Genomic DNA, 24,586 nt, shown 5'->3' with positions numbered 1-24,586 from the left:
CAGCGGCGTCGGCGGACCCGGAGGAACTGACTGATGGACTGGGACCTGCTGCGCTCCTCCTTCTGGCCCATGCTCTCCGGCGGCCTGACCGCCACCATCCCGCTGGCGCTCGCATCCTTCGCGCTCGGGCTGCTGCTGGCACTGGTGATCGCCCTCATGCGCATCAGCGGGCAGCCCGTCCTCTCGGCGATCGCCCGCTTCTACGTCTCGGTCATCCGGGGCACTCCCCTGCTGGTGCAGCTGTTCGTGATCTTCTACGGACTCCCCTCCCTCGGCGTGACCATCGATCCGTGGCCGAGCGCCATCATCGCGTTCTCGCTCAATGTCGCGGGCTACGCCGCCGAGATCCTGCGGGCCGCGATCCTGTCCGTGCCGAAGGGCCAGTGGGAGGCCGGCCACACCATCGGCATGTCGCGCGCCCTCACACTGCGCCGCGTGATCCTGCCGCAGGCCGCCCGCGTCTCCGTTCCACCGCTGTCCAACACGTTCATCAGCCTCGTCAAGGACACCTCCCTCGCCTCGCTGATCCTCGTGGGCGAACTGTTCCGCGAGGCACAGCAGATCGCGTCCTTCTCGCAGCAGTTCATGCTCGTCTACATGGAGGCCGCGGCGATCTACTGGGTCTTCTGCCTCGTCCTGTCCACCGGACAGTCCGCGCTCGAGAAGAGATTGGACCGCTATGTCGCCCGCTGACCCACTCCTGAGAGCCACCGCACTGCAGAAGTCCTTCGGCGGTAACCAGGTCCTGAAGTCCATCGATCTGCGCATCGACAGCGGGCAGGTGGTGGCGCTCGTGGGTCCCTCCGGATCCGGGAAGACCACGGTATTGCGCTGCCTCAATGGCCTGGAGACGCCCGACGGCGGCACGGTGGCCTTCCGTGGCGGGCCCGCGATCGACTTCGGCCCGAAGGTCTCGAAGAAGGATGCGCTGGCGCTACGGGACCGCAGTGCCATGGTGTTCCAGACCTACAATCTCTTCCCGCACATGACGGTCCTCGAGAACGTCATCGAGGGCCCTGTCAAGGTACAGAAGCGCCCCCGTCGTGAGGCGATAGCGGACGCGGAGCGGCTCCTGGCACGCGTGGGCCTCGCCGACAAGCGCGACGATCACCCGTTCAATCTCTCGGGTGGACAGCAGCAGCGCGTCGGCATCGTCCGGGCGCTGGCGCTGCAGCCCGATCTGCTCCTGTTCGACGAACCGACCTCCGCTCTCGACCCGGAACTCGTCGGAGAGGTTCTGACGGTCATCAAGGAGCTCGCCGAGGAGAAGTGGACCATGGTGATCGTCACCCACGAACTGGCCTTCGCCCGGGAGGTCGCCGACGAGGTGGTCTTCATGGACGGGGGTGTGGTCGTGGAGCACGGTCACCCGGACCAGGTGCTGCGCGCTCCCCACCACGAGCGCACGCGGCGCTTCGTGGACCGCCTGCTCAACCCCTTCTAGAACCACCGTGGAAGAGATCGTCCGGTACCCGCCGCGGCTCGGGCTGCGAGCGAAATGTTCTCGATGACCTGGACCGCGTGAGGAGCAGGCTACTGCCTGACCACCACGTGACCCATCCACCGCTCATGCCTGGGCTTCACCGCGAATCTGGCTGAGCAATGTCGCTTCATCCGTAGTTCCCCAGCGCTCCACCAGCTTGCCGTCTTCGAACCGTCCTACCTGAACGCCACGGACCGAGAATTTCCTACCCGATGGCTCCAGACCCATGAACGCACCCTGGTGCGTGCCGGACACAGTCAGCACGACGGCGACATTCTCTTCATCGGCCACAATCGTCTGCGGCTCGAGATTCACGTCCGGGAATGCAGTGCGGAAGGTGTGCCAGAAGCCCTTGATCCCCTCGACACCCGGCTCCTGGCCGGGCGCAGGGTCGTGATCGACGACGTCCTCTGCAAACACTTCTCCGAGCCGATCGAGCTGGCCGCTGACAATGAGTTCGCCCATCTTTTCCTGCGCCTCAAGATTCGCTTCGCGTGACACGGAGTACTCCTTCGCTCGACTGGAACGGTGTCCGTGGTTGCAGACCGCCACCACCCATTCACCACCATGATACGTACTCGGCGGCTCGACGGGTCGTGGAATACTTGGGCGGCGCGTTCGGCGGAGAACCACCGTCCACCCGCGTTACACCCGCCCTGGCAAGTACATCAGGCGGCGATGCGGTCGGGGTGCGAGTAGCAGTTGAGCGACGCCCCGCGGCTGAAGCCCACCAGCGTGAGGCCCGAATCGTCCGCGAGATCCGCGGCCAGCGACGATGGCGCGCTGACGGCCGCCAGCACGGGGATGCCGGCGAGCTGTGCCTTCTGCACGAGTTCGAAGGACGCCCGGCCCGAGACCTGGAGGATGGTCCCGCGCAGCGGCAGCATCCCCTCGCGCAGGGCCCAGCCCACCACCTTGTCCACGGCGTTGTGGCGTCCCACGTCCTCGCGCAGGCACAGGAGTTCGCCCTCGCGCGTGAAGAGGCCCGCCGCGTGCACGCCACCGGTCCGGTCGAACAGCTTCTGGCTCTCCCGCAGGCGATCGGGCAGCCCGGCCAGGACGCCCAGGTCGGTCTGCGCGGAGTCGACGGCGAGATCGAAACGGGAGGACTTCCGGACCGCGTCGATCGACGCCGTCCCGCAGATACCGCACGAGCTCGAGGTGTAGACGTGGCGCTCCATGGCGGTGTCGGGGAGTTCCACCCCGGGGCGCAACTGGGCCTCCACCACGTTGAAGGTCTGCTGCCCGTCGTCGTCCACCCCGGCGCAGTAGCGCAGGCTCGGCAGCTGGCCCGGTTCCCAGATCACGCCCTCCGAGACGAGGAACCCCGCGACGAGGTCGAAATCGTCCCCGGGGGTCCGCATGGTCACCGTGAAGGCGCGGCCACCGAGTCGGATCTCCAGGGGCTCCTCCCCTGCCAGGACATCCTCGCGCCGCCCTGTCTGCCCTCCGATACGGAACTTCGTGATGCGCCGTCGCTGCGTGACCCTGTTCATGCCTACTCCTTCGTCCGGCCCAACCATCGGCCCTGCGTCCAAGATTAGTTGACCGCGTGCACCACCGACGATCCGGATGATCCGGGCGGCTATGGAGGCGGGGATGGGGGTGGAGGCGCGGCGGGTGGACGACGCCGGCAGGGCCCGCGCTGCCGGTGGATAACGGTTTGCCAACGAAGCCGGCAGTCCGGAGGGTAGAGGGCGCCCGTGACCAGTAGTGTCCGATGCGGGGGATGCGGTGCGGTACTCGTGCTCGACTGTTCTCCGACGTCCACCGCTCCTCCCACCCAGGAAGCCTCATCGTGCGCACGCTGCCCTCCGTCGTCGCCATCGCGACCATCGCCACACTCCTCGCAGGGTGCTCGAACACCCCTGGCGCCTCATCCGAAGCCGATCCGCAGTCCTCCGGCGCGTCGGCCTCCGGCGCGGCGTCGTCGACCACCCCGTCCTCGAGCGCGGCGTCCTCCAGCACCCCGACCTCCGGCGCGGCGTCGTCGACCACCCCTGCTGCACCGTCACCGGCGCCGACGACCCCCGCGCCGTCACCCGTACCGACGACTGCCGCGCCGACGACCCCCGTACCGACGACCCCCGCGCCTTCACCCGCTCCGACGGCCCCCGTCGAGCAGACTCCGGCAGTGCCCGCGGTGCCGGCTGCGCCGGGGGGTGTCGTCGTTCCGACGACGCCGGACTTCGGTGGTCCGAGTACGTCGATCCCGCAAGGGGGAGCGTTCACCATCGTCGGTAGCGGGTACGAACCCGGCCAGCAGGTCATCGTCTCGATGGGCTACTACCGCACCGACTCCTTCGTCATGGACGACCAGACGGCCATCGCCGACGCCGCCGGGAACTACAGCCTCATGATCACTGTCGGACCGGACCTCGAAGCACGGACCTACGGCATCCTGACCTACGAGGCGGACGCCCGGGAACAAGGGGATCCGGCCGCCTTCGAGGCATCGAAGCAGTACGCGACCATCAAGGTGGTCGCGGCCTAGCCCGTCACCCACGGCAGGGACAGCGCCGCCACCTCGTCGCCCTCCACGCAGCCGTCCGCCGGGACCACCATGACGCCATCGGCCCCGGCCAGGCCGCGGAGCATGCCGGATCGCTGGTGCGTGCTCGGCACAGCCCGTCCGTTCACCGACCGGAACGGCACGAGCCGACTGCGGCCGGGAAGCGGCTCGAAGGCCTCGCCGGTCACGACCGTGGACGGTTCTGCCGGCGCAGAACCCCGCAGCCCTGCGATGAGGGGCCCGGCCACCGTGAGCATGGCCATCATCGCTGCGAGCGGGTTGCCGGGCAGCCCGACGAGGAAACGGCCGTCCTGCAGTCGTGCCAGCAGGGTCGGGTGGCCGGGGCGCATGGCTATGCCGTCGATGATCAGCTCGGCTCCGAGTTCCGTCAGCGCCCGGCGGATGTGGTCGGCGGAGGAGCTGCCCGTACCGCCCGTGGTGATCAGGACGTCGCCGGAGGCCCGGGCCAGCGAGAACTCGTCGGTCGGCTCGGCGCTGATGGCCGCGATGACGTCCTCGAGGTCGTCCTTCGCGCGGCCCGCGACGTCCACGTGGCCGCCGAGCATCGAGACGAAGCCCGGCAACTGGGGTCCGAAGGTGTCACGCACCTGGCCCGCGTGCGGCAGTCCCTGGTCGATCACCTCGTCGCCGGTCATGAGCAGGGAGACCCGCGGGGGCCGGAGTACGGCGAGGGTGTCGTGGCCGCAGACGGCTGCGAGCGCGATCTGCGCGGGATTGAGCACCACGCCGGCGCGGATGGCCTCGGAGCCCTCCTCGGCCTCCTCCCCCGCCGGTCTGATGTGCTCCCGCGGAGACGGCTCGCCGGACCGGGCGTCCTCGTTGCGGTCGAGCACGTCACCGCGGACGAGCCCGTGCTCGGTCCGCAGGATCCCCTCGGTGTCGCTGGGTACCACGCCTCCCGTGAGGATGAACGTCGCCTCCCCGGGGGCCAGCGACACCTCGCCGGAGTCGGCGTGCGGCGCGGGCCTGCCGCGGTGGTGTTCCTCGGGTGCCGCCGGACTCACGAGCGTCCACGGCGGCTCCCCCCGCACTGCCCAGCCGTCCATCGCGGACGATGCGTAGTGCGGGATGGCCTGGAGTGCGTGGACGGGTTCGGCGAGGGTCTGACCGAGGGCATCTGCCAGATTGACCGTCTGGAAGGGCAGGGCGCGGGCAGCACTGTGTGCAAGCTGCCTCGCCCTGTCCCAGGCGACGTTCCGGACATCGAGGGCCTCGCTCATTCGGCACTCCCGTCTGCCGCGGCATCGGCGCAGAGGGCATCGGCCACCGCGGACGCCGACCGCATGGCCACCTGCTCCTCGGCCTGGCCGCTCCCGACGGCGAGGCCCGCCGCGTAGCCGACCACGAAGGTCGTCAGCGGGGCCGCCGGCCGCACCACCGAGTGCGCCGCCCTGCCCGCCAGCCCGAGCACGGCGTCGATGTCCACCTCGGTCCCCTCGAGTTCGAGGGCTGCGAGCAGTCCCTCGGTCCAGTCGTGCAGCAGCTTCTGGCGATCATCCATCGGGCCCTCCGGGCAGTCTCAGGGAACGTCGACTCCCAGCCGGCGAGCATCGCTGAAGGTGTCGACGTCGTGCGTCACGCCCGGGGGAACCGGGACTTCTCTGGTCCTCACACTAGCAAGGAGGCTGCGCATCGACAGGTTCTCGACGGCGCCGTGGGCGAGGAGGGCGTCGATCGCGTGGGCGAGGTCCGCGCTGCGGTAGAGCGCGGCGAGCGGTTGGTCGCGCCCGCCCTCCACCGCCATGACCGAGGTTCCGCCCTCCACCTCCGCCGCCGCGAGCAGCAGGGGGACGAGCTCGTCCACGCGGGGCATGTCGCAGGCCACGACGGCGCACCACGGCGCAGGATCGGTGATGGTCCCGAGACCGGCGACGACGGCCGCCGCCGGCCCGGCGAAAGCCGGTTCCTCCCGCACGAACGACGGCGCCCCTGCGAGCGCTGCCAGCTGCCCGCCGTCCGGGTCCGGCCCCACGACGACCAGCCGGCGTGCACCGGCCAGCGCCGCACACGTCCGTTCCAGCAGGGTTCGCCCCCCGAACACGAGACCCGCCTTGGGCAGGCCCCCGAGGCGGGAGGAGCGTCCACCTGCCAGGACGATCGCGTCGAAGTCGGGTGGGGCGGCGCTCACGCCGCGTACTCCGAGAGGAATGCACTCCACTGGGGCGCCGGTCTCTCCAGCTCGCGGATCTGCCACTGCGGGCCGCGGGGAGGGAGCGGCCTGATCCGCAGCTGCCATCCGAGGCTGCCCAGCGTCCGGTCGCCCTTCGCGCTGTTGCATGGCAGGCAGCACGCCACGAGGTTCTCCCAGGTATCGCCGCCGCCCCGGCAGCGCGGCATCACATGGTCGATCGTCGACGCACTCTTCCCGCAGTAGGCGCAGACGTGGTCGTCGCGGCGCAGCACCCCGCGCCTCGTGGCCATCACCTCGTGCCGGTACGGGATCTTCACGTAGCGGTTGAGGAGGATCACCGACGGCCTGCCGAGTGTCTCGGTGGGGCCGACGACGGGCTCCTCGTCCTCCGCGATGACACTCGCCTTCCCCGTGAGCACAAGCACCAGCGCCCGGCGGAACGTGACGACCGCCAGTGGTTCATACCCTGCATTCAGAACAAGAGTGCGCATGCGTTGGCCTCGTTGCCGACCTGCGCCCCGTAGCCGGGTGCCATCCCGGGATGGGGACAAGTGCTTCGGATTGACAGTGCAAGGGTAAACCGGAGACCCGCCCTCGGCTAATCGGAAGCGTCCGCCTCAGGTGCGTGTCCAGCTGCGTGTCCCGCGGCCGGGTGCTGTGTCGGGTGCTGTACCGGCTACTCGGGCACCGAGACGAAGATGTGCGAGGCCACCTCGGGCGGCAGCTCGAGCGCTCCCTCGACGCCCGGGACCCGGACGGAGACGTACTCGCCCACCGCCTCGAGCGTCAGGCGCGCTCCTGGTCGCAGACCGCCCTCGTCGAGTTGCGTGAGCAGCTCGGGATCCACCTGGATGGGCTCGGCGAGGCGCACCAGGGTGACGTACTCCCCGGGCCCGCGAAGGCCCAGCGCTGCGACGAGGGTGACCACGCCGTCGGTGAACAGTCCGGACTCCGTGCCGCCGATCGCCTCGAGGCCCGGGATCGGATTGCCGTACGGCGACTCGGAGGGTTGGCCGAGCAACTCGTAGAGCCGGCGCTCCACCCGCTCGCTCATGACGTGCTCCCAGCGACAGGCCTCGTCGTGCACGTAGGCCCAGTCGAGACCGATCACGTCGCTCAGGAGCCGCTCCGCGAGGCGGTGCTTGCGCATCACGCCGGTGGCGCGGTCACGCCCGGCCTCCGTGAGCTCCAGATGCCGGTCCCCGGAGACCACCACAAGACCGTCGCGCTCCATGCGGCCGATGGTCTGGGACACCGTGGGGCCGGAATGGCGCAGCCGCTCGGCGATCCGTGCACGCAGGGCCACGATGTTCTCCTCCTCGAGCTCGAGGATGGTCCGCAGGTACATCTCGGTGGTATCGATGAGGTCCGTCATGCGGTTCAGCTCCTTGATGCTGTGCGGGTGCGCGGCTGGAAGCCCCTCATGCCGATGCGAGTGCCACGGCGGTCACCGTGCGCTCGGGCCCCGCTTCCCAAGATTAGTCCATGGGCCCCGGCGGGGAGCGCAGCATCAGCTGGGGCAGAATGGGTACGACACCTGCCGTCGATCAGCTGGAGCACCCATGAGCGAGCGTCCCCGCATCCCCGGCCATCTCCTCCCCTCCGACGGACGCTTCGGCGCAGGGCCCTCGAAGATCCGCGGCGCGCAGCTCGACGCCCTGGTCGCGGCGGGCACCTCGCTCCTCGGTACCTCGCACCGACAGGCACCCGTGCGGAGCCTCGTGGGCCGCATCCGTGAGGGTCTGCGGAACTTCTTCGACGCTCCCGAGGGCTACGAGGTGGTGCTCGGCGTGGGCGGCTCGACGGCGTTCTGGGACGTGGCGTCGTTCGGCCTCGTGGATCACCGGGCCCAGCACCTCTCGTTCGGTGAGTTCGGCTCGAAGTTCGCGGCGGCCACCTCCAAGGCACCGTTCCTCGAGCCCTCCACTGTCATCACCGCCGAACCCGGTACGCGTGCGGAGCCTATTGCCGAGGCCGGCATCGACTGCTACGCCTGGCCGCAGAACGAGACCTCCACGGGGGTCGCGGCTCCGGTGAAGCGCGTCCAGGGCGCCGATGACGGTGCCCTGCTCCTCATCGATGCAACCTCCGCCGCAGGTGGGCTCCAGGTCGACGTCTCCGAGACCGACGTCTACTACTTCGCCCCGCAGAAGAACTTCGCCTCCGACGGCGGACTCTGGCTGGGGCTCTTCTCCCCCGCGGCCCTCGAACGCGCCGCCCGCATCGACGCCGGCGGGCGCTGGATCCCCGATTTCCTGAATCTCCAGACCGCGATCGACAACTCGCGCCTCGACCAGACCTACAACACCCCCGCGCTGTCCACCCTCGTGCTGCTCGACGCCCAGCTCCAGTGGCTCGAGGCGCAGGGGGGCCTGGCGTTCGCCTCGGCCCGGACCGCGGACTCCGCGAACCGGATCTACAGCTGGGCGGAGGCCTCCCCCATCGCGAGTCCCTTCGTCTCCCGGCCGGACGACCGCTCCGATGTGATCGTCACCATCGACTTCGCAGCCTCGGTGGACGCGGCCCGCATCGCGGCGATCCTGCGTGAGAACGGGATCGTGGACGTCGAGCCCTACCGCAAGCTCGGGCGCAACCAGCTCCGTTTCGCCACGTTCGTGGCCATCGAGCCCGACGACGTCTCTGCGCTCCTGGCGTGCATCGACCACGTGGTCGGCACCCTCCTCTGAGCGTGCCGGTGTTCTAGGGCGCGCCGTCCACAGGGTCGGTACCGAGGTCGAGACGCAGCCGGCGGGGCGCCGAACGGTCGAAGTGCAGCCTGGCGTCGTGGTATTTCCAGGCCCAGAAGAGCCCGGCGCCCGCGGCGATCAGACCGGACGCGGCTGCGACACCCAGGCTCCAGCGGGGCCCGAACATGTCGGAGACCCACCCCACCACCGGCGCACCGAGTGGCGTGCCGCCGAGGAAGATGGCGAAGTACAGCGACATGACGCGCCCGCGCATGGCCGGTTCCGTGGTCGTCTGCACGTAGGCGTTGGCGCTCGTCATGAGCGTGAGGGCGAAGAGGCCCACGGGGACCAGTGCCAGGCCGAAGAGCCACAGGGTCGGGGCGAGGGCAGCCAGGATGCAGGCAAGTCCGAAGGCTGCGGAGGCGCCGAAGACGAAGCGGAGCCGGGCGCGTTCACGTCGCGCCGACAGCAGGGCACCGGCGATCGATCCCACGGCCATCACGGAGGACAGCACCCCGAAGGCCCCGGCCCCCTGGCCGAACTCCGTACGGGCCATCGCGGCAATGTAGACCGCGAAGTTCAGCCCGAAGGTGCCGACGATGAAGATGGCCAGCAGCACCATCATGATGTCCGGCCGGCGCCTCACGTAGCGGAAGCCCGCGCGGATCCGGCCCTTCCCGGGGGCGGAGAACGGCTGCTCGTTCAGTTCGGACGTGCGCATGACCACCAGCACCCACACCATGGCGCCGAACGTCAGGGCATTGATGATGAACACCCACCCCGGACCCACACCCGCCGTGAGCAGACCCGCGATGGCGGGCCCGATCAGGCGGGCGCCGTTGAAGGAGGCGCTGTTCAGGGCCACAGCGTTGGGCAGGTAGTCCTCACGCACCAGTTCGGAGACGAAGGCCTGGCGGGCGGGGGCATCGAAGGCCGAGACGATACCGAGCGCCAGGGCGAAGGCGTAGACGTGCCACAGCACGGCGATGTCGAGGAGGACCATGACCCCCAGGCCCACGCCCAGCAGCGCCATGGCGACCTGCGTTACCGCGAGCAGCCGGCGCCTGTCCACAGTGTCCGCGATCAGGCCGGCCCACGGCGCGATGACCAGCTGCGGGCCCAGTTGGAGCGCAAGGACGATCCCGAGGGCCGAGGCGTTCTGCTCGGTGAGGATGTCGTAGACGAGCCAGTCCTGTGCGGTCCGCTGCATCCAGGTGCCCACGTTGGAGATCAGCGCCCCGATGAACCAGAGCCTGTAGTTGTGGAGCTCGAGTGACCTGAAGGTGTTCATGCTCGCGCTCGGGCGCGACACCCCGGGGCGCTCATGGAGTGGGGGGCTGCTCCGCGCCGTCGTCCTCCGCCCCCGGCACCACCTCGGTGGCCGGTGCGGCCGGTGCGGCCGGTGCATCCTCCGTCTCGTGGTCCTCGGGACGGACCCGTTCCGACCACGGCAGCCACTCGGGTGCGCGGAGCGAGGTCTCGGAGGGCAGCAGCCCCACCTCGCACACGCTCACGTCCTTGCCACGTGGCACGCGCGCCAGGCTCGCATACCACTGCCAGCCGCCGTACCCGGGGAGGAATGCCTCGAACCGGTGGGTGACGAGCCGCTCCCCGTCGACCACGGCCGACACATGCCGTCCCACCTGCGCTTCCGGGGCGATCTCGAGGATCCCCTGGAGCGCCCGGTCGACGGCTGCCTCGAGGACGGCGTCGGACTTCGGGATGCGGCGCGGAGACCGTGGTTTCCGCTTGGCGGTATCGATCATGGGTACCTGCTCCGGCGGCGCGGATCCGGTTCCGTCGGGCGTCTGCAGCTCACTGGGCATCATGATCGAAGCCTACGCGTCGAGGTCGTCGGCGACCGCCCGCAGCACAGCGGCGACCTTGGCCGCCTGCGCCCTCTCGGGATAGCGGCCCTTCCGCAGTCCGTTGGACACGGCGTCCAGGAGTTTGATGAGGTCCTCCGTGATGACGGCCATGTCCTCGGCGTCCTTGCGGGTGTTCTTCGCCACCGATGGCGCCTGCTCGACGACGCGCGCGGACAGGGCCTGCAGGCCGCGACGCCCGTCGGCGACGCCGAACTCCAGTTTGGTCCCCACCTTGACCTCACTGAGTCCGGCGGGAAGCGCCGAGGCGTGCAGGAAAACCTCCTTGCCGTCGTCGGCGGTCAGGAATCCGAAGCCCTTGTCCGCGTCGAACCACTTCACTTTGCCGATAGGCACGGTGTTAACCTTTCTCAACTGTTCCGGGCGGCCGGCGCCCGCGGTGTCGGTCCCGGGTCGATGGCACCGCCTGGCGCACAGGCGCTCACGCCTCCGGGATTCCCTGCCTCCTAGGATATAGGTTGTCCCGCTGCCGCCCTATCGTGGCTCCAGTAGTCTGGACGGCCATGACTCCCGACGACCATGCCTCCGACTCCCACGCTTCCGACACCCACCGTCCCGAACCCGGAGGGGGACGGTCGGGTGTGCCCGCGGGATCCGCCCCCCGCGGCCTACCCGTGCTCATGATCCTCGCCGTCTCCCTCGCGGTGCTCGGCCTCGTGTCCCTGGCGGCGATCCTCGTCTCGGCCTTCCTCGGATGGACCGTCTGGCCGGGCTTCGTCCTCGCCAGCTATTTCTTCCTGCCCGTCGCCTTCCTCCTGATGGCCGCTCTCGTCGTGAAAGCAGCCCTCGGTCGCCGGAGATCCTGAGCCGTCACCGCCGGAGTACTCATGGTGCATTACGGCCGGGCCCCGCCGGTCGATAGTCCCGGGTGAGCCCAGGCCGAACCGAGGAGCACCCCCGTGAACACCACCCTGTTCAGCGATGGTCGCGGACCCGAGCCTCCCGGCGTCCCCGGGAGCCCAGGCGTTCCCGCCCTCGGGGACGGGCGATGAGGGGCCCGGAGGCCGCATCGCCACTGGGTACTGGATCCGATGAGCCCATCATGCGCCTGTTACCTGTGGTCCTGGCAGCCGTCGTCGTTGCCTACCTGGCCGGCGTCCTCCTCCGCAGCTCGGACGCCTACAACCTCTGGCTCGACGGCGTCCTGGGCCTGCTCACCACGTGGGTCCCGGCCCTCGTCGCGTGGTCGGTTGTGGGTGTCACCCGAGGGGGGCGTCCGGATCTCATGCTGGTGGCAACCGCACTCCTGTGCTGGGCGTTCGCCGACACCTACTACGTGCTCGAATCCGCGGCAGGCCGGGACGTCCCCCTGCCATCGCCGGCCGATGTAGGCTACCTGTGCTTCTACGTCCTGATGCTGGTGGCGGTGATCCTGGCCGCACGTGCCCGCGCCCTCTACCTGACCCGGCCAGCCCTGCTCGACAGTGTGATCGGCTCGCTGGGCGCAGCGGCGATCCTGACCCTGCTGCTGGACCCCGTCGTGAAGTCGGCCTTCGACGGCCCACTTACACTCACCGCGATCGTCGGAGTCTCCTACCCGGTGATGGATGTGCTGCTCATCATCAGTCTCACCGGAACGACGGCCACAGCCGGAGGGGTGCTCGGTAGGCAGTGGGCGCTGCTGATCCTGGGAATCCTCGCCCTGGCGAGCGCGGACATCGCCTACGCGTTCCAGGAGATCGAGAACGTCTACGTCATGGGTGCGCCGCTGGACGCAGGCTGGGCGATAGGACTGGCCCTCATCAGCGCGTGGACGATCACCCAGAGAAATCCGGTGGAACATCGGCCCGATCTCCACGCTATCGTCCCTGCACAGGCTGTTCCCCAGGTGGCGACGGCGGCTGGTCTGATCGTCCTCGTCGTAGCCTCCCAGCGCCCGGTCGTGGCCCTCGCCGTCATCCTGGCGGGCTCGACCGTCGCCCTCGCTGCGCTGCCCCTGGCATTTTTCCAGCGCGTCCTGCTGGCACAGGTCAATCACCACGCGAGAACCGACGAGCTGACGGGCATCCCGAACCGTCGGGCGCTCTACGCGGACTTCCCGCGCAGACTGGCGGTCAACACCGAGCTGCCCAGCGCAGTCCTTCTCCTCGATCTCGACAAGTTCAAGGAGATCAATGACGGACTGGGACACGACAAGGGGGACCAGCTCCTGCAGCAGGTCGCAGCCCGCCTGACCGCCCAGGTAGGGCCCCTCGATCTGCTCACACGCATGGGTGGCGACGAGTTCGTCATGCACCTCGACCAGTGCGACAGCGAGCACGCCCAGGCTGCCGCGCTGGGCATCCGGGCCGCCCTCGCCGCACCGTACGATCTCGGCGGCGTCACCATCCACATCTGCGCCAGTATCGGCATCTCGTGCTACCCCGCCCAAGGGCAGGACCTGAGTTCACTGCTGCGCAAGGCCGATATCGCGATGTACGCGGCGAAGAGCGAGCACACCGGATACGCGGTGTACTCCGACGGTGGGGGAAACAACGCCCGGGGCGAGTTCCATACCGTCCAGGCGCTGAACGAGGCACTGACCGATCATCAGCTCATCCTGCACTACCAGCCGAAGATCGGTCTTGCCGACGGCAGGGTGTGCGGGGTCGAGGCGCTGGTCCGTTGGGAGCACCCGGTGCTGGGCCTCCTGCAACCGGATTCCTTCCTGGGCCGCTTCGACGAGGCCGGGCTCATGCCGGCCCTCACGGACGTGGTGCTGGACCAGGCGCTGGATCAGGCCGCCGTATGGTCCCTCCGGGGCAGACCGCTCCCCGTGGCGGTCAATCTGCCGGCCAGCTCGATCATGGATGCCGGGCTGCCGGCACAGATCCTGGACATGACCTCGAGCCGCGCGCTTGATCCGAGCATCCTGGTCATCAAGATCACGGAGGACGTCCTCATCTCGGATCGCAGCCGGGCCGCTGCGAATCTCCGGATGCTCCGCCAGATGGGTGTCCGGATCGCGGTCGACGACTTCGGGAAGGGCTACAGCTCGCTGTCGTACCTGCGGGAACTGCCCATCGACGAACTGAAGCTGGACAAGTCCTTCATCCTCTCGATGATGAGTGACACCCGCGCCACGGCGCTGGTGGTCTCCACCATCGATCTGGCGCACAGCCTCGGGCTCGAGATGACGGCCGAAGGAGTGGAGGACACCGAGACCTATCGCGCTCTCGGCGACTACGGGTGCGATCTCGCCCAGGGCTACTTCATGTCCAGGCCGGTTCCCGCGGCGGGTCTCGACATGTGGCTGGGCGACAGCGCGCGGATCATGCAGCAGGAGTCGGCGGTTCCTGCGGTCGTCCCACCGGACAGCGGTTCCCCTGTGGGGCTCCAGGATGCGCCGCTGCATGAGCGCCTGGAGGGTCTCGTCGACTCGTAGCATCGCGTGCGGACCGGATGGATCCGTCGCGCACCGGACCGGTCGTGTCGGTCACGACCGGTATTCTTGGGGGGATGTCCGCGATCCGAGCACTAGCCGAAGACCTGGGCGGCCGGAGCGACGACGACCTGCGCCGTCTCCTGACGGTCCGGCCCGACCTCGTCCTTCCCCCGGTCCCCGATTTTGCCGCGCTCGCCGCCCGGGCATCCACCCGCGTCAGCCTGCAGCGCGCGCTCGAGAACATCACCCGACCCCAGCTCCAGGTGCTCGAGGCGCTGACCGTCCTGGACATGGACGGTCCCGTCCCACAGCGCGGGCTCGAGCGGGCGATCCGCGTGTACACCGTGGAGGACCTCCAGGAGATCCTCCACGAACTCGTGCACCGCGCACTGTGCACCGGGTCCGCCGAGGACGGCTTCCAGCCCGTCGGCGCGATGGCGGAGGCCCTCGGCCCCTATCCCGCCGGACTCGGCAGACCGTTCGGCGTCCTCGCCCGGGCCGTTCCCCGCTACGGGCCGGCACTCATCGGGGCCGTCGCCCTCGTCGCCGCGGAGCGGGCCCGTGAGGCGATGACGCCGGCCGCCGCGGCCGTCGCCCTCGACGCCGTGATCGCCGACCCGGAGGGCTGGGCCCGCCTCCTGGCCGGGGCCCCGACCGGCACCGTGGCCCTGCTCGACCGGCTGCGGGACAACCCGGTGGGCTCGATCGGCCCGGGCGACGACGCCTCCCCCGCGGTCCGCTGGCTGCTGGACCGCTGCCTGCTCGCCTCCCTCGACGCACTCCACGTGGAGTTGCCGCGCGAGGTCGGAACGGCCCTCCGCGGCCACGCCGTCGTGGCTGCCCTGGCAACGGATCGTCCGCTCGCCGTCGAGGCGACCACGCGGGCGAGCCTGCGGGACAATGCCGCCTTCGGGACCATGGCCGAGACGCTCCGCCTGGTGACGGCACTCCTCCACGCGATCGCCGCCACCCCTGTCGCGACCCTGCGCTCGGGCGGTGTGGGTGTGCGTGAGCTCCGCCGCGTCCGTGAGGTACTGCGCGCGGAAGAGGGCGAGACCCCCTGGCTGCTGGAACTCGTGGCCGCCGTGGGGCTCATCACGCTGGACCCCGACGACTCGCGGTGGAAGGCCTCCCGCCTCGACACATGGGAATCACTCGACCGCGACGCCCAGTGGGTGCTCCTCGTCGAGGGATGGCTCGCCGTGGACCGCGCACCGGCGCTCGTCGGGTCCCGGCTGCCCGACGGCGCCTCGGTCAACGCCCTCGCGGCCGAGGCATCACGCCCCGATGCGCCGATGGTACGCCGGCGGCTCCTCACGGTCGCGGCCGAACTGACCGGAGCGGGCCCCCCGGACGGAGCGTCGCCGGTCCTCACCGGTCCATCGGTCCTTGCACTGGCCTCCTGGTACCAGCCGCGCCTGCACCGCCGCTTCGAGCGCCTACTGCCGGGCATGCTCGTCGAAGCGGCATTCCTCGGGCTCACCGGGGGCGGTGCGCTCACGGAGGCAGGGCGGCTCGTGGCCGAGGACCGATTCGACGACGCCGCCCGCAGCGTCCGCGACGCGCTGCCCGCCCCCGTGGCCCACGTGGTCCTGCAGGCCGACCTCACCGCCGTGGCGCCCGGCTACCTGCAGCCGGAGGTTGCCCGCGGACTCCGGCGGATGGCCACGCCCGAGGGGCAAGGACCGGCCACCACCTACCGATTCTCCGCCGACTCGGTCCGTGCGGCCCTGGACGGCGGCGACGACGCCTCGACGATCCTCGCCTTCCTGTCCACGCACTCCGCCACGCAGATCCCCCAGGCCCTCACCTATCTCGTCGAGGACACCGCCGCCCGGTACGGGGGCCTGCGCGTGGGCCGCGCCGGCAGTTACCTCCGCACGGAGGACGACGCCGTCGCCGCCACGGTGCTGGCGGATCCGCGCTCCCTCGTCCTGGGAATCGTGCAGGTGGCCCCCACGGTCCTCGTCTCGCCCGCCTCGCCCCAGGAGCTCACCGCACTCCTGCGGAATCTCGGGTTCACCCCGGCGAACGATACGGTCGCTGGCCCCACCGTGGCCCGGACCACCGTGCCACGCGAGGACACCCCCGGTGCGGGCACCCCGGCGATGCGGCTGCGGTCCCGGCTGAACCCGTGGTCCGTCGCCGAGGAGGAGATCTCGGCACAGATCACCGCGCTGCGCTCGGCCACAGCTTCTCCCGGCAGCGACGCGCGAGCGGCCAGCGAGACCCTGCTGGGTTTGGAGACACTGCGCTCGGCCATCCGCTCGAGGAGCCGCATCAGTCTCGGGACAGCCGACAGCGGGGGCCATCATGAGCGACAGGTTTTGGTGCCCCTCTCCGTCTCGGGCGGCCGCCTCCGGGTGTTCGATCCGGAGCGCCAGGTGGAGAAGGTGGTCTCCGTGCACCGCATCATGGATGTCGAGATCCTCGAAGGGAGCCCCGCTGATGGTTGACGGACCATTGATCGTCCAGAGCGACAAGACCATCCTGCTCGAGGTCGACCACGAGCAGGCCACCGAGGCACGCCACGCGATCGCGGCCTTCGCCGAGCTCGAACGTGCGCCGGAGCACGTGCACAGCTACCGCCTCACCCCGCTGGGCCTGTGGAACGCCCGCGCCGCCGGCCTGGATGCCGAGCACGTCCTCGACACGCTCCTGACCTACTCGCGCTTCCCGGTGCCGCATGCCCTGCTGATCGACATCGAGGACACCATGTCCCGGTACGGTCGGCTCCGCCTCGAGAAGGACCCGCAGCACGGCCTGGTCCTGCGGACCACCGACTACCCGGTCCTCGAGGAGGTACTGCACGCGAAGAAGATCCAGCCCCTGCTCGGTCCGCGGATCGACGGCGAGACCGTCGTGGTCCACTCCTCGCAGCGCGGGGCCCTCAAACAACTCCTGCTCAAGCTCGGCTGGCCCGCCGAGGATCTCGCCGGGTACGTGGACGGACGTCCCCACCCGATAGCGCTGAACGAGGACGGGTGGGGACTGCGCCCGTACCAGCAGCTCGCCGTCGAGAACTTCTGGTCGGGTGGCTCCGGCGTCGTCGTCCTGCCGTGCGGGGCGGGCAAGACACTCGTCGGCGCCGCGGCGATGGCCACGAGCCAGACCACCACGCTGATCCTCGTCACCAACACCGTCTCTGCCCGGCAGTGGAAGCAGGAACTGCTCAAACGGACCTCGCTGACGGAGGACGAGATCGGCGAGTACTCCGGTGCGGTCAAGGAGATCAGACCCGTCACGATCGCCACCTACCAGGTGCTCACCACCAGGCGCGGCGGCCTGTACCCGCACCTCGAACTCCTGGACGCCAACGACTGGGGCCTCATCGTGTACGACGAGGTACATCTGCTGCCCGCCCCCATCTTCAAGATGACCGCCGATCTGCAGGCCAGGCGCCGGCTCGGGCTGACCGCCACGCTCGTCCGCGAGGACGGCCGCGAGGGCGAGGTGTTCTCGCTCATCGGTCCCAAACGCTATGACGCGCCGTGGAAGGACATCGAGGCGCAGGGCTACATAGCCCCGGCGGACTGCGTGGAGGTGAGGGTGGACCTGCCGCGGGACGAGCGCGTGGCCTACGCCATGGCCGACGACGCCGACAAGTACCGTCTGTGCGCGACGTCGGACACGAAGTCCGCCGTAGTGGAGAAGCTCGTCGCGGCGCACCGTGGGGAGCAGCTGCTCGTGATCGGGCAGTACATCGACCAGCTCGACGATCTCGCGGGTCGGCTCGATGCCCCCGTGATCAAGGGCGAGACGTCCGTCAAAGAACGCCAGCGGCTCTTCGACGCGTTCCGGACCGGCGAGATCCACGTCCTCGTGGTGTCCAAGGTGGCGAACTTCTCGATCGATCTCCCCGAGGCCGCCGTCGCCATCCAGGTCTCGGGCTCCTTCGGGTCCCGCCAGGAGGAGGCACAGCGCCTCGGCAGGCTGCTGCGACCCAAGGCCGATGGGCGGGCCGCCAGGTTCTACACCGTCGTGGCGCGGGACACCCTCGACCAGGAGTTCGCTGCACGCCGCCAGCGCTTCCTCGCGGAGCAGGGCTATGCCTACCGGATCCTCGACGCGGCCGGGGTCGAGGACATCAAGCCCAGGGAGTGACCAGCCTCCTCCCAGCAACGGATCAGCTGGTTCACAGCGCGATCGCGGATACTGGTGCTGTGAAGAAAACTGGCCCCGAAGCGAAGCTGCTGGTCGTCGACGACGAACCGAATATCCGAGAGCTCCTCTCCACCTCCCTGCGCTTCGCCGGCTTCGACGTCGTCGCCGCGGGAAACGGCCGGGATGCACTCGCCGCCGCGGAGACCCACAACCCGGATCTCGCCGTGCTCGATGTCATGCTGCCGGACATGGACGGGTTCACCGTCACGCGCCGCCTGCGGGCTGCCGGCCGGCACTTCCCCGTGGTCTTCCTGACCGCTCGTGACGACACGGAGGACAAAGTGACGGGCCTGACGGTCGGTGGTGACGACTACGTCACCAAGCCCTTCAGCCTCGACGAGGTGGTGGCGCGCATCCGCGCCGTCCTCCGCCGCACGCATCCCCTCGAGGATGACGACTCCGTGATCCGTGTGGACGACCTCGAACTCGACGACGACGCCCACGAGGTGCGGCGCGGGGGCGAGACCATCGATCTGTCCCCCACGGAGTTCAAGCTGCTGCGCTACCTCATGCTGAACCCGAACCGGGTGCTGTCCAAGGCGCAGATCCTGGACCATGTCTGGGAGTACGACTTCAACGGCGACGCCTCGATCGTGGAGTCCTACATCTCCTACCTGCGCCGGAAGATCGACCGGAGCTCCGACGCCGTCGCCCTCATCCAGACCAAACGCGGCGTGGGATACCTGCTCCGTACCGCCGACAAGCGGTAGCGCGATCCCCTTGACCACGCGCTGGAACGCGGCTTCGCTGCGCTCGCAGCTGGTCGCGATCATCATGCTCCTCATGATCGTCACGGTGGGCATCACCGGGCTGGCAACGGTGTCGCTGCTGCGCAACGGACTGGTGGACCGGGTGGACGTCGACCTCCGGAACAACGCGCAGGACGTGGCGCGGAGCCTCTTCTCCCAGCAGGAACCCGCGGAAGGCGTCGCGCTGCGGTACTACGCCGCCGTGCTGGACAGCGACGGGACCCCGTACCGGGCCAATCAGCTGGCGGACGCCACCGATGTCCCCGATCTCTCGGGTCTGACCATCGACCGGATCGCGGAACTCAACGGCGCCGGTGTCACGCTGCCCGGCGAGGGACCCGATGCCCAGGAGTGGCGGGCGACCACCCTGACCTTCTCGAACAACGAGGGCTATCTGGTCATCGCGACCCGCCTGAACACCGTCAACGAGTCCCTGCAGGAGGCCACCGAGATCATCTTCACGGCGGGGCTGGTCACCACCGCTCTCGCGTCGGGTATCGCGTTCATCGCCGTGACCCGGCAGTTCGCCCCGCTGGCCAGGGTGGAGCGGACGGCTGCCGCCATCGCCGGCGGGGATCTGACCCGCCGTGTCGCCGTCGAGCGTCCCACCACGGAGATCGGACGGCTCTCACGGTCCCTCAACGCGATGCTCGCACACATCGAGCGCGCCTTCGCCGCGCGGACGGCCTCGGAGGCGAAGATGCGCCGGTTCGTCGCGGACGCCTCGCACGAGCTCCGCACGCCCCTGGTCACCATCCGCGGGTACTCGGAGCTCTATCGGCACGGCGCCCTGCAGAATGACGAGGACATCGGTGCGGCGATGGGCAGGATCGAGAGCGAAGCCATCCGGATGGGCCGGCTGGTCGAGGATCTGCTGACCCTGGCCCGGATCGACGAACAACGCCCCCTCGAGGCGGAGCCGGTGGATCTGCGGGTGCTCGGCTACGACGCGGCATTCGACGCGCGGGCGACCGCCCAGGACCGCTCCATCACCGTGATCGGGCTCGACGGCGGCGCCCCGGCGTCCGCGCCGACAACCGGCGACGAGGCCCGCCTCCGCCAGGTGATCGCGAACCTCATGACCAACGCCCTGCGCTACACACCCGAGGGCTCCCCCATCGAGATCGCGGTCGGGGTGGAGGCCGCCCCGCACGGGGGCAGCCACGCGGTCCTCCAGGTCCGCGACCACGGCCCCGGTATCTCCGCGGAGGACGCCGCACGGGTCTTCGAACGCTTCTACCGTGCCGATTCGTCGCGTGACCGCCAGACGGGCGGCACCGGTCTGGGCCTGGCCATCGTCGCGGCGCTCGTAGCGCAGCACCACGGCACGGTGCGCCTGGAGGACACCGCGGGTGAGGGTGCGTGCCTCTCGGTCCGGCTGCCCCATGCACCTCCCGAACACTCCGCTGCCGACATCGGCGGCAGCGCCCCCGGCAACACTGCGCCACGACCGCCCGAAGTGGCTCCGGTTGTCCACAAGAGCGAGGACGACCACTGAGCGGGTGGCGCGGACGGCTAGCGTCGGGGAGGTCAACGAAGCGCTAGAACACAGGAGTCCAGCATGGCATTCTTCAACGTAGACACCGACAGCCTGGCGGCCAAGAGCAGCCAGGTCCAGGGGACCATCTCGCGGCTGCAGGCCGAGGTCAACTCCATGCAGGCCGGCCTGCGTGAGCTGGAGGGCCTGTGGACGGGGCAGGCGGCCTCGAACTTCCAGCAGCTCATCCTGCAGTGGCGTGCCACGCAGCAGCAGGTGGAGGAGTCGCTCACCGGCATCAACGAGGCCCTGAACGTCGCCACGCAGCAGTACGCGGACGCGGAGCAGAGCAATGCGCGGATGTTCATGAGCTGAACGGGGACTCCGTCGCAGACACGACAGGGGCGGCACCCCTCACGGGAATGCCGCCCCTGTCAGTCAGAGCATGCGCTGCGGGGAGGGGACTAGAAGCCGCCCATACCGCCCATACCGCCCATGTCGTCGCCCCCGCCGCCACCGGCAGGAGCCTTCTCGGGCTTGTCGGCCACGACGGCCTCCGTGGTGAGGAACAGCCCGGCGATCGACGCCGCGTTCTGCAGGGCAGAGCGCGTGACCTTCACGGGGTCGTTGACGCCGGCCGCGAGCAGATCCTCGTACTCCCCGGTGGCGGCGTTCAGGCCGTGACCGGCGGGCAGTCCGCGGACCTTGTCGACCACCACGCCGGGCTCGAGGCCGGCGTTGAAGGCGATCTGCTTGAGCGGCGCGTCGATGGCGACGCGCACGATGTTCGCACCCGTGGCCTCGTCACCCGTGAGCTCCAGCGTGGCGAAGGCCTTGGCGCCGGCCTGGATGAGGGCCACGCCACCACCGGCGACGATGCCTTCCTCGACGGCGGCCTTCGCGTTGCGGACGGCGTCCTCGATGCGGTGCTTGCGCTCCTTGAGCTCCACCTCCGTCGCGGCGCCGGCCTTGATGACCGCGACACCGCCGGCCAGCTTGGCGAGGCGCTCCTGCAGCTTCTCGCGATCGTAGTCCGAGTCGGAGTTCTCGATCTCGGCGCGGATCTGAGCCACGCGGCCCGCGATGGCATCGGCTTCGCCGGCACCCTCGACGATCGTGGTCTCGTCCTTCGTCACGACGACCTTGCGGGCCGTGCCGAGCAGGTCGAGGGTGGCGGTCTCGAGCTTGAGGCCCACTTCCTCCGCGATGACCTGGCCACCGGTGAGGATGGCGATGTCGGCGAGCTGCGCCTTCCGACGGTCACCGAAGCCCGGTGCCTTCACGGCGACGGACTTGAACGTGCCGCGAATCTTGTTGACCACCAGGGTCGCGAGGGCCTCGCCCTCGATGTCCTCGGCGATGATCAGCAGCGGCTTGCCGGACTGCATGACCTTCTCGAGGACGGCGACGAGGTCCTTCACGTTGCTGATCTTCGAGTTGACGATCAGGATGTACGGATCCTCGAGCACGGTCTCCTGACGCTCGGCGTCCGTGACGAAGTAGCCGGAGATGTAGCCCTTGTCGAAGCGCATGCCCTCGGTCAGCTCGAGCTCGAGGCCGAACGTGTTCGACTCCTCGACCGTGATGACGCCTTCCTTGCCCACCTTGTCGAGGGCCTCGGCGATCAGGTCACCGATCTGCTTGTCGCCCGCGGAGATGGAGGCGGTCGCAGCGATCTGCTCCTTGGTCTCGATCTCCTTGGCCGAGCTGAGGAGCTCCTCGGTGACGGCCGCGACGGCCTTCTCGATGCCGCGCTTCAGGCTCAGGGGATCGGCTCCGGCCGCTACGTTGCGCAGGCCTTCCTTGACGAGGGCCTGGGCGAGCACGGTGGCCGTGGTGGTTCCGTCGCCCGCGACGTCGTCGGTCTTCTTGGCGACCTCCTTGACGAGCTCGGCGCCGATCTTCTCGAACGGATCGTCGAGTTCGATCTCCTTGGCGATGGACACGCCGTCGTTCGTGATGGTGGGGGCACCCCACTTCTTCTCGAGCACCACGTTCCGGCCGCGCGGGCCGAGCGTTACCTTGACGGCGTCAGCGAGGATGTTCAATCCACGCTCGAGGCCGCGGCGGGCCTCTTCATCAAAAGAAATGATCTTGGCCATAGTGGCGTAGGTCCTTTCGGGGACGGTTGCATCTGCGCATCTGAGTGCTTGCCTGCGTGGTGCCCGCGACGGCCGGGCAGCGGATGGACGATCTCTTTCACGTCCATGCACCACCCCCACCACGGAGGTTTGCCTGCTTCACCGCACGCACAGCTTTAGCAGTCTGCGCGTACGAGTGCTAACTCAATAATTAGCACTCCCACCCCGTGAGTGCAACCTGCTCGGAGCTACTCGAAGCCCGCGCCCAGCACGGCGGAGATGTCGGGTGAGACGTCGGGAGTCTCGACGAGGCTCCCGATACCGAGGTCCTCCGCGACCGCCTCCGCCGCCGCGCGTTGCGCCTGGCCGCTGTAGAAGACCACGGAGGTGTCGAGGGGTGCCCCGGCCCAGTTCCCGGGCACGGCGGACGTCCATCCGGCCGCGGCCAGACGCGCGGCGGCCGTTCCCGCCAGATCCGGGACGCCCGTGCCGTTCAGGACATTCACGCTGACGGAGCGATCCACCTCCGTCGGCACGGCAGACGGCTGCGCCGACGGCCCCGCGGTCGACGGCGCCTCCTGCGAGGTGGGGGTCGAGGACGCCTGATCGGAGGTGGAGAGACCCAGTCGGGGAAGGATGAGCGCAGCCGCCACCATGACGAGCACGAGGAGGACCCCGACCGTGATCCTGAGGCCCAGCACGCCCGATCGCGACGGGACGAAGGTGTCCCGGTGGACACCCTGGCGGCCGGAGCGCTCCGGGACGTCGTCGAACTCGTCCCGCGTGTCGTCGCCCCGTCCGTCGGTCGCGGAGGAAGGCACCCTAGATGTCCGCGCCGAGGCGACGCGCGGAGCGTGCCTGCTGGCGGGTGGACCTCAGCCGCCTGAGTCGTTTCACGAGCATCGGATCGTGTGCGAGCGCGGCTTCGGTGTCGATGAGGGTGTTGAGGACCTGGTAGTAGTGGGTGGCCGACATGGTGAACAGCTCGCGGATGGCCTGCTCCTTGGCGCCGGAGTACTTCCACCATTCGCGCTCCAGGGCGAGCATCCGCTGCTCGCGGTCACCGAGGACCAGCATGGCGCCCCGATCAGCAGGCGCTTCGTCCCCGCTCCGCGGTGGTTCGACCACGTCCACGACCGCCTCCCCTTCCGCTGACACAGGTATCCATGGTAATGCCGAATGACACGGATGTCATTCGGTGAGCGGTGGCCGCGCCGGGCGAGAATGGGACCATGACGAACGACGACGCCCTCTTCGATCTGCCCCCGACTCCACCGGAGCCCTCGCCGGTCGGTCCGCGGTCCCCCAGCGAGTCCACCTTCGCCTTCGCGGCACCGGCCCGGATCGGGGAGCTCGTTCCGTCGGACTGGGCCGCCGGGCTCGAGCCCGTGGAGCCCGTGCTCCACCGACTCGCAGCCTCCCTCGCCGCTGATCTCGACCGCGGCGCCCGGATCCTGCCCGAGGCCCGACGGATCCTGCGGGCCTTCGAGACTCCCCTGGACAGTGTGCGGGTGGTGATCGTGGGACAGGATCCGTATCCGACGGTCGGGCACGCCGTGGGGCTGAGCTTCGCGGTGGCCCCTGCCACACGCCCCGTGCCGCGGAGCCTGGCGAACATCTACCGGGAGCTGGCCACGGATCTCGGGGTCGCTTCCCCGGCGACCGGAGATCTCTCCGGATGGACCGGCCAGGGCGTCCTGCTGCTGAACCGGGTCCTGACGGTCCGTGCCGGTGAGGCCGCCTCGCACCGCGGGATCGGCTGGGAGGAGGTCACTGACGCTGCGATCAGGGCTCTCGTGGCCCGGGGCGGTCCGCTCGTGGGCATCCTGTGGGGCAGGGACGCGCTCCGGCTGAAGCCCCTGCTGGGCTCCACCCCCACGGTCGAGTCGGCGCACCCCAGTCCGCTCTCGGCGTCCCGCGGGTTCTTCGGCTCGCGGCCCTTCAGCCGCACCAACGAGCTACTGGTGCAGCAGGGCGCCGCACCGATCGACTGGGCCCGGACCACGAACCCGACCTGATCTCCACCGTCAC

At 69.5% G+C, this 24,586-nt stretch carries 25 protein-coding genes; 12 read left to right on the top strand and 13 right to left on the bottom strand.

The genetic code is table 11. The features are described from left to right. Positions 1-33: 33 nt before the first annotated feature. Positions 34-693 (top strand): amino acid ABC transporter permease, encoded by a 660-nt coding sequence (locus tag FQ377_RS11640; RefSeq protein WP_148601440.1) that lies wholly within the window; start codon positions 34-36, stop codon positions 691-693. Beyond that, on the top strand, positions 680-1,444 hold the full coding sequence (locus FQ377_RS11635; protein ID WP_148601439.1) for an amino acid ABC transporter ATP-binding protein: 765 nt from the start codon (positions 680-682) through the stop codon (positions 1,442-1,444). Before FQ377_RS11640 ends, FQ377_RS11635 begins: the two co-directional genes overlap by 14 nt. A 123-nt stretch (positions 1,445-1,567) precedes the next feature. Here FQ377_RS11635 and FQ377_RS11630 read toward each other — a convergent pair whose 3' ends face one another. Further along, entirely contained in the window at positions 1,568-1,984 is a 417-nt protein-coding gene (locus FQ377_RS11630) for an ester cyclase (protein WP_148601438.1), read from the bottom strand. 167 nt (positions 1,985-2,151) lie between these two features. Continuing rightward, positions 2,152-2,979: a formate dehydrogenase accessory sulfurtransferase FdhD gene (fdhD, locus tag FQ377_RS11625; protein ID WP_148601437.1), complete on the bottom strand. Its 828-nt coding sequence runs from the start codon at positions 2,977-2,979 to the stop codon at positions 2,152-2,154. A gap of 302 nt (positions 2,980-3,281) precedes the next feature. Here fdhD and FQ377_RS11620 point away from each other — a divergent pair, with 302 nt between their 5' ends. Beyond that, on the top strand, positions 3,282-3,977 hold the full coding sequence (locus FQ377_RS11620) for a hypothetical protein (protein WP_148601436.1): 696 nt from the start codon (positions 3,282-3,284) through the stop codon (positions 3,975-3,977). Here the strand turns inward: FQ377_RS11620 and FQ377_RS11615 are convergent. From FQ377_RS11615 to FQ377_RS11595, 5 genes are all read right to left on the bottom strand, one after another. Continuing rightward, entirely contained in the window at positions 3,974-5,236 is a 1,263-nt protein-coding gene (locus FQ377_RS11615; protein ID WP_148601435.1) for a molybdopterin molybdotransferase MoeA, read from the bottom strand. The two genes, FQ377_RS11620 and FQ377_RS11615, sit on opposite strands and share 4 nt — an antisense overlap. After that, positions 5,233-5,517, bottom strand: coding sequence for a DUF6457 domain-containing protein (locus tag FQ377_RS11610; RefSeq protein ID WP_148601434.1), 285 nt, complete (start codon positions 5,515-5,517; stop codon positions 5,233-5,235). Before FQ377_RS11610 ends, FQ377_RS11615 begins: the two co-directional genes overlap by 4 nt. A gap of 18 nt (positions 5,518-5,535) precedes the next feature. Continuing rightward, entirely contained in the window at positions 5,536-6,144 is a 609-nt protein-coding gene (mobA, locus tag FQ377_RS11605; protein ID WP_262364425.1) for a molybdenum cofactor guanylyltransferase, read from the bottom strand. Continuing rightward, positions 6,141-6,638, bottom strand: a complete 498-nt coding sequence (locus FQ377_RS11600) for an HNH endonuclease (protein WP_148601432.1) — start codon at positions 6,636-6,638, stop codon at positions 6,141-6,143. The genes mobA and FQ377_RS11600 overlap by 4 nt, the downstream gene beginning before the upstream one ends. Before the next feature lie 185 nt (positions 6,639-6,823). Further along, positions 6,824-7,522 (bottom strand): iron-dependent transcriptional repressor DtxR, encoded by a 699-nt coding sequence (locus FQ377_RS11595; protein ID WP_148601431.1) that lies wholly within the window; start codon positions 7,520-7,522, stop codon positions 6,824-6,826. Between the two features lie 187 nt (positions 7,523-7,709). Here FQ377_RS11595 and serC point away from each other — a divergent pair, with 187 nt between their 5' ends. Continuing rightward, positions 7,710-8,834, top strand: coding sequence for a phosphoserine transaminase (serC, locus tag FQ377_RS11590; protein WP_148601430.1), 1,125 nt, complete (start codon positions 7,710-7,712; stop codon positions 8,832-8,834). Between the two features lie 13 nt (positions 8,835-8,847). Here the strand turns inward: serC and FQ377_RS11585 are convergent, their stop codons facing one another. The 3 genes from FQ377_RS11585 to FQ377_RS11575 are packed head-to-tail and all read right to left on the bottom strand — an operon-like array spanning position 8,848 to position 11,056. Beyond that, positions 8,848-10,125 (bottom strand): MFS transporter, encoded by a 1,278-nt coding sequence (locus FQ377_RS11585; RefSeq protein WP_148601429.1) that lies wholly within the window; start codon positions 10,123-10,125, stop codon positions 8,848-8,850. A gap of 31 nt (positions 10,126-10,156) precedes the next feature. After that, positions 10,157-10,663: a DUF3027 domain-containing protein gene (locus tag FQ377_RS11580; RefSeq protein WP_148601428.1), complete on the bottom strand. Its 507-nt coding sequence runs from the start codon at positions 10,661-10,663 to the stop codon at positions 10,157-10,159. A 9-nt stretch (positions 10,664-10,672) separates the two neighbouring features. Beyond that, the gene (locus tag FQ377_RS11575) at positions 10,673-11,056 is read right to left on the bottom strand and encodes a cold-shock protein (RefSeq protein ID WP_148601427.1); all 384 of its coding nucleotides are present in this window, start codon (positions 11,054-11,056) and stop codon (positions 10,673-10,675) included. 167 nt (positions 11,057-11,223) lie between these two features. Between FQ377_RS11575 and FQ377_RS11570 the strand changes: the two genes are divergently transcribed. From FQ377_RS11570 to FQ377_RS11540, 7 genes are all read left to right on the top strand, one after another. Beyond that, positions 11,224-11,526, top strand: coding sequence for a hypothetical protein (locus tag FQ377_RS11570; RefSeq protein WP_148601426.1), 303 nt, complete (start codon positions 11,224-11,226; stop codon positions 11,524-11,526). A gap of 236 nt (positions 11,527-11,762) precedes the next feature. Then, complete coding sequence (locus FQ377_RS11565; RefSeq protein ID WP_187393345.1) at positions 11,763-14,084, top strand: putative bifunctional diguanylate cyclase/phosphodiesterase; 2,322 nt, start codon at positions 11,763-11,765, stop codon at positions 14,082-14,084. Between the two features lie 74 nt (positions 14,085-14,158). Beyond that, the gene (locus FQ377_RS11560) at positions 14,159-16,540 is read left to right on the top strand and encodes a helicase-associated domain-containing protein (RefSeq protein WP_148601424.1); all 2,382 of its coding nucleotides are present in this window, start codon (positions 14,159-14,161) and stop codon (positions 16,538-16,540) included. Next, a complete protein-coding gene (locus tag FQ377_RS11555; protein ID WP_148601423.1) occupies positions 16,533-18,188 on the top strand; it encodes a DNA repair helicase XPB in 1,656 nt (551 codons plus the stop codon). Before FQ377_RS11560 ends, FQ377_RS11555 begins: the two co-directional genes overlap by 8 nt. Positions 18,189-18,247: 59 nt before the next feature. Then, positions 18,248-18,958: a response regulator transcription factor gene (locus FQ377_RS11550; protein ID WP_148601422.1), complete on the top strand. Its 711-nt coding sequence runs from the start codon at positions 18,248-18,250 to the stop codon at positions 18,956-18,958. Between the two features lie 10 nt (positions 18,959-18,968). Continuing rightward, positions 18,969-20,495 (top strand): sensor histidine kinase, encoded by a 1,527-nt coding sequence (locus FQ377_RS11545; protein ID WP_262364424.1) that lies wholly within the window; start codon positions 18,969-18,971, stop codon positions 20,493-20,495. 63 nt (positions 20,496-20,558) lie between these two features. Then, positions 20,559-20,849 carry a WXG100 family type VII secretion target gene (locus FQ377_RS11540; RefSeq protein WP_148601421.1) on the top strand — a complete coding sequence of 97 codons (291 nt, stop codon included), beginning with the start codon at positions 20,559-20,561 and terminating at the stop codon, positions 20,847-20,849. 89 nt (positions 20,850-20,938) lie between these two features. On the opposite strand, the gene groL is transcribed toward FQ377_RS11540, so the two are convergent. From groL to FQ377_RS11525, 3 genes are all read right to left on the bottom strand, one after another. Next, a complete protein-coding gene (gene groL, locus FQ377_RS11535; protein WP_148601420.1) occupies positions 20,939-22,576 on the bottom strand; it encodes a chaperonin GroEL in 1,638 nt (545 codons plus the stop codon). Positions 22,577-22,803: 227 nt separating this feature from the next. Next, positions 22,804-23,376 carry a LytR C-terminal domain-containing protein gene (locus tag FQ377_RS11530; protein WP_148601419.1) on the bottom strand — a complete coding sequence of 191 codons (573 nt, stop codon included), beginning with the start codon at positions 23,374-23,376 and terminating at the stop codon, positions 22,804-22,806. A gap of 1 nt (position 23,377) precedes the next feature. Further along, complete coding sequence (locus FQ377_RS11525; protein WP_148601557.1) at positions 23,378-23,632, bottom strand: DUF3263 domain-containing protein; 255 nt, start codon at positions 23,630-23,632, stop codon at positions 23,378-23,380. Positions 23,633-23,787: 155 nt separating this feature from the next. Between FQ377_RS11525 and FQ377_RS11520 the strand changes: the two genes are divergently transcribed. Then, entirely contained in the window at positions 23,788-24,573 is a 786-nt protein-coding gene (locus tag FQ377_RS11520) for a uracil-DNA glycosylase (RefSeq protein WP_148601418.1), read from the top strand. Positions 24,574-24,586: the final 13 nt, after the last annotated feature.

Source organism: Arthrobacter echini (genome assembly GCF_008107445.1).
GTDB lineage: Bacteria > Actinomycetota > Actinomycetes > Actinomycetales > Micrococcaceae > Arthrobacter_D > Arthrobacter_D echini_A.
Note: the sequence above shows the minus strand (reverse complement) of the source record. Positions and strands in the feature narration are given on the sequence as shown.